Below are 4710 nucleotides of genomic sequence, written 5' to 3' on the forward strand. Positions count from 1 at the left end.
AAATCGCAGATTTTCATTGTAATCCTCTCAAGGCCAATGGACCAGCCCGCGTGTGGCGGCGCGCCAACCCTAAACGCATTGATGTAAAATTCGAAGTCAGTAGGATCCAACCCTCGCGCCTCAAGCTGTCTTATAAGAAGCCCAGGCACGTGAATCCGCTGCGCACCCGAGGAAATTTCAGTGCCCTTGTACATAAGGTCATAGGCATTGCATACTTTCTCGTTGCCTTCCTGCGGCATTGAGTAAAATGCCCTGATTGCAGTTGGCCATTCGGTAATGAAATAAAGCTCCTCTGAAAGCAGTTTGTATAGCTCTGCCTCGGTTTCCCGCGAAAAGTCCTCGCCCCACTCTATCTTCACGCCGTTTTTATTTAGAAGCTCAATAAGCTGCGTGTATGTGTATCTTTTGATTTTTTTCGGCACGCTTACCTTTGCGCCAAGCGCCTCAAGCTCAATCTTGTTTTTTGCCTCCACTCTTGCAAGTATTGAAAGCACCACCTTTTCTAGCGTGTCCATTGCATCGTTGTGGTCTGCAAACCCCATTTCTATGTCCATCTGCAGCACTTCGTTTAGGTGAGACAGCGTGTTGTGCTTTTCAGCCCTAAATGCGGGTGTTGTCATGAAAACCTTGTCAATGCCCCCGACTACCGCAAGCTGCTTGTAAAGCTGCGGGGACTGGGCAAGGTAGGCTTTCCTCTCAAAGTATTCAATCGGGAAAAGGTTTGTCCCCCCTTCTGTTGCCGCGGCTACAATCGAGGTTGGCTGGACTTCCTGAAAGCCCATCTGGCACAAAGTTTCCCTAAAGCCAGTCACAGCCTCGTGCTTTATCCTGAATATGGCGCTTGGCGCGGCCCTTCGCAAATCAACATACCTGTAGTCAAGCCTCACATCAAGTTCAACAGGCACCTTGCCTGTCACTTCAAACGGCACCTTTCTTGTGACTTCCCCAAGAACCTCTATCTTTGTCGGGGAAAACTCAATTCCAGCCTTTGCAATCTTTGACTCCACCACATTGCCCTCTATCCTTACAACTGTCTCCTTGACAAGGTCCATGCTTTGCAATACCTGCGGCGGCGTAACTCCCTCCTTGCCAGTGACCTGTATTATCCCTGTCCTGTCGCGAAGCTGCAAAAAGCGCAATTTTCCAAGGTTCCTGACTTCATGAACCCATCCTGCAAGCGTTATTTCTTTTCCTGCAAGACCCTTTGCCTCTTCAATGTAGTTTGTCCTGAACATAAACTTACCAAACCCTCGTAACTATTTAATCTCCTTTAATTTTACTTTCGGGGCCCATTTCAAATTCCATTTTTTTTACTCAAAGACTATTGAAACCTCTGAATTTAACAGCCTTGCTGCAGCTTTTTGAAGCAACGGAAGGGCAATAGGCAGCCCGTTCTGTGTATTTTTCGGCAGCCGCAGCTTCATAATCTCCTTTCCCTGGCTGTAAACCCTGTTTATCCCAAGCAGGCAAACAGGATATGTCAAATCCTCAAGCGCCCTCTTAATATCATTGTTGTATTTTGCAATCCTGACCTTTTTGCCGGTTGCCGCAGTCAGCTCTGCCACCACCTTTCCGCCTCTCCCTATCAGAAGGCCTGGGTCGGTGTCAGTAAATATTATCACAAGGCCGTCAAGCTCAACTGACTTTACAAAGCTTGCATTTGTGATGTTATGCTTTTCATTAATCTGGTAAAGCAAGCTGCTGATTTTTGCGTCAAGCTGCGTAATCCTTCCCTTCCTTATTCCGGAAACGCAGTTTTGGCATAGCTCGCCGGTCTTTGCGCAAACTTCGCATATGGGGGTTTTCATTTGCATCCGCCAACAAACCAGTGCACTCCATGCGGCTTTTTCCCGCCCTCACCCTCAAAAATCTTCTCTCGCATCCCTGTATTCGCTGACTAACTTGTTCAAGTCAACCTTCACGGGCTTTTGGAGTTTTTTTTGTCCGTCTTGCCCTTCTTTTCCACCTTGTTTTCCGCTAACATCATTCCATTTAAAATTTATTAAATCTGGCTGTTTTATGGCATCTTTTTGATTGCCTTTGCCTGTAATTATTGTTTCCCGAACCTGCCTGCCTCTGTGATTTTTTGCAGCCTTTAGCCTTCGCACGTACTCTCCTAGCCTTGCAAGCGCGCCAGTCAGCTTTCTTATCTGCGCATCCCTGCCCAGGTTTGCCCGAAAACCATTCCGAGATTTTTCAAGCTCCGATTTTAGCATGCCGTTTTCAGCCTGCAGCCCAAGGTTTGCAGCCTTCAGGTTTGCAACAGTCCTTGAAAGTTCCTCAACCTCGCAAATCAGCCGTTCCGCAAGCCTTTTTTCTTCCTGCCCGGCCCAAGCTGCGTTTTTCACAATGCTTGTTTTGCCTTCCCCAAATCCCATTGCCCCCAATGCAGCCAGCTTCTTGTCCTTGGAGCATAAAATCACGGCCCTGAAAACTGTGTTGCCGCGGACAACCAGGTGCTTAACAAGCTGCGCATCATCAAGGCCCATGGCATCTATCTGCCTGAATTTGTTTGCAAAGTGCCTGTATGCGTCTAGAGCAGCGCAGTATGCATCCCTAATATGGGCATTTTCAAATTCCATCCCCCTGACAATCTGGCTTTTTTCAGCTTCTCTCATCTCTCTGTCTGGGCAATAAACCGGTGCATTGAACCCGGCCGCAACCTTTTTGACTGCAAAGGGGGCCGGTATTTTGTCAGTTGCAATTATAGAGGGGACTGCAAGGCCGTTAATCAACAGGCTTATCGAGTCCTTTCCAGACTCAAGGGAGCTTGAGCAGCCAATCAGCTTTCCAGAAAGGTCAATTGCGCAGACAGCGCATGTCGCCCCGGGGTCGATGCCAATGATGCCATATTTTGCCATGCATACCCAACCTAGCCTGCAATTCTTGCCGTCTGCCGTGCTTGCAATCTCAATATTAAAACATCTTGAAATGAAGCAGCGCGCAGTTGCACAGTAGTAATGTATAAATATGAATATTAACAATAAAAAGAATACATAGCATCACGGACCTGGCATCTTGGCAACCAGGCTAGAAATTTCACAGTTCCAAATGCCCAATACAAACAGCCTGCAGCAAGAATTAATGAACTCTCGGCATCCAATGCAATACCGCAAAGCCCCTTACCAAAAGTGATTCAATGCCCGAAGGCTCCAAATCCACAGACGCAAGGACGCATTACCAGAAAGGCAACATGAATTACGAGAAGGGAAACTACGACAAGGCCATTGAAAGCTACAACATGGCAATCCTTTTCAATCCCTCCTTTTCCGAGGCATACTTTAACCGCGGCCTGTGCTACTACAACCTCAAGGAGTTTGAAAAATCCATTACAGACTATACAAAAGCCGCCGACTTGGACCCAAAAAACCCGGTTATTTACAATAACCGGGGAGATGCCTTTTACAGAAAGCAGGATTTCCCTGGCGCAATCAAGGATTACGACAAGGCAATAAGCCTCAACCCAAAATACCTCAAGGCATTCTACAACCGGGGCCTTGCCTTTGCATGCCAGCAGGAATACGACAAGGCAGTTGAAGACTTCAACGTGGTCATAGAGCTTAACCCCAATTTTTCCGAAGCTTACCATATCCGCGGGCTTGCCTTCGACTACTTAAATGATTTTGACAAGGCGATTGCCGATTATGACAAGGCAATAGAGTTAAACCCCAATTTCACAGAGGCCATAAGCCACAGGGAGATTGCAAAGCAGAAAAAGGACTCCGGGGTGACAACCGGGGGCGGCCCAGACACGCCGCAACAGGCCGGGCAGGCAGGAGCGCAGCAACAGCAAGGCATCAATGCCGTCAAGCTGATGTCAAAGCCAAACATGCACTTTTCCGATGTTGCAGGCATGCAGAAGATGAAGGAGGAAATAAACGAGGACATTGTGTATCCATTCACAAGCCCGGAGCTTGCCCGCCACTATGGCAAGGCGGCAGGCGGCGGCCTGATGCTCTATGGCCCCCCCGGCTGCGGCAAAACATTCATAGTCAAGGCCGCGGCAGGCGAGTGCAAGTCCAATTTCCTAAACGCAAAAATTTCCGACATTGTTGACATGTATGTCGGGAACACGGAAAAAAACCTGCACAACATATTCGAGACTGCCAGGAAAAACTCGCCTTGCATGATTTTCTTTGATGAAATGGAGGCCCTGGGGGGCAGAAGGGAGGAGATGACCCAGTCCAATGCCTACATGAAGATGGCAGTCAACCAGCTTCTTTTCGAGATGGATGGGCTTGAGGCGCACAACACAAACGTGCTTATAATAGGCGCAACAAACGCGCCTTGGGACGTTGACCCTGCCTTGAGGCGCTCAGGCAGGTTTGGAAAGACAATCTACATACCTGAGCCTGACTATGCCTCAAGGCGGGAAATCCTCAAAATGCATTCCAAAAAGCTCCCGCTTGCCTCGCACATTAACTTTACAAGGCTTGCGCGCGCGACGCACGGCTATGCTTCAGCAGACCTCAAGGCAATTGTGGAGGAGGCAGGGGCAATTCCCTGGAGGCAGGTGTTCCACAAGATACAGAAAAGGAAGGAGCTTCACATGCAGCAGGGCATGGGGGAAAAGGAGGCTGAGGAGAAGGCAAACAAGGAAGTGAAGCAGCGGCTTGTCACAACAGGCGACTTTCTAAAAGCAATCGGGAAAAAGAAGTCCTCGCTTCCTCCCTGGTACGAGCAGGCAAAAAAGCAGATCGGGCAGCAGGA

At 48.7% G+C, this 4710-nt stretch carries 4 protein-coding genes; 1 reads left to right on the forward strand and 3 read right to left on the reverse strand.

The window, feature by feature from the left end:
* From aspS to FJZ26_04325, 3 genes are all read right to left on the reverse strand, one after another.
* Positions 1-1235, reverse strand: a 1235-nt coding sequence (gene aspS / locus FJZ26_04315) for an aspartate--tRNA(Asn) ligase (protein ID MBM3229627.1), incomplete at its 3' end; no start/stop codon positions are given.
* Between the two features lie 75 nt (positions 1236-1310).
* The gene (locus FJZ26_04320) at positions 1311-1814 is read right to left on the reverse strand and encodes a hypothetical protein (GenBank protein MBM3229628.1); all 504 of its coding nucleotides are present in this window, start codon (positions 1812-1814) and stop codon (positions 1311-1313) included.
* A gap of 48 nt (positions 1815-1862) precedes the next feature.
* The gene (locus tag FJZ26_04325; protein ID MBM3229629.1) at positions 1863-2861 is read right to left on the reverse strand and encodes a DUF460 domain-containing protein; all 999 of its coding nucleotides are present in this window, start codon (positions 2859-2861) and stop codon (positions 1863-1865) included.
* A gap of 278 nt (positions 2862-3139) precedes the next feature.
* Here FJZ26_04325 and FJZ26_04330 point away from each other — a divergent pair.
* Positions 3140-4710: AAA family ATPase (locus FJZ26_04330; protein MBM3229630.1), on the forward strand; the 1571-nt coding region annotated here is incomplete at its 3' end.

Source organism: Candidatus Parvarchaeota archaeon, assembly GCA_016866895.1.
Classification (GTDB): Archaea; Micrarchaeota; Micrarchaeia; order Anstonellales; family VGKX01; genus VGKX01.

What these genes read in the sequence shown, in the direction of transcription:
- FJZ26_04320 (MBM3229628.1), bottom strand. Translation starts at nt 1,814, where the DNA reads ATGCAAATGAAAACCCCCATATGCGAAGTTTGCGCAAAGACCGGCGAG.
- FJZ26_04325 (MBM3229629.1), bottom strand. Translation starts at nt 2,861, where the DNA reads ATGGCAAAATATGGCATCATTGGCATCGACCCCGGGGCGACATGCGCT.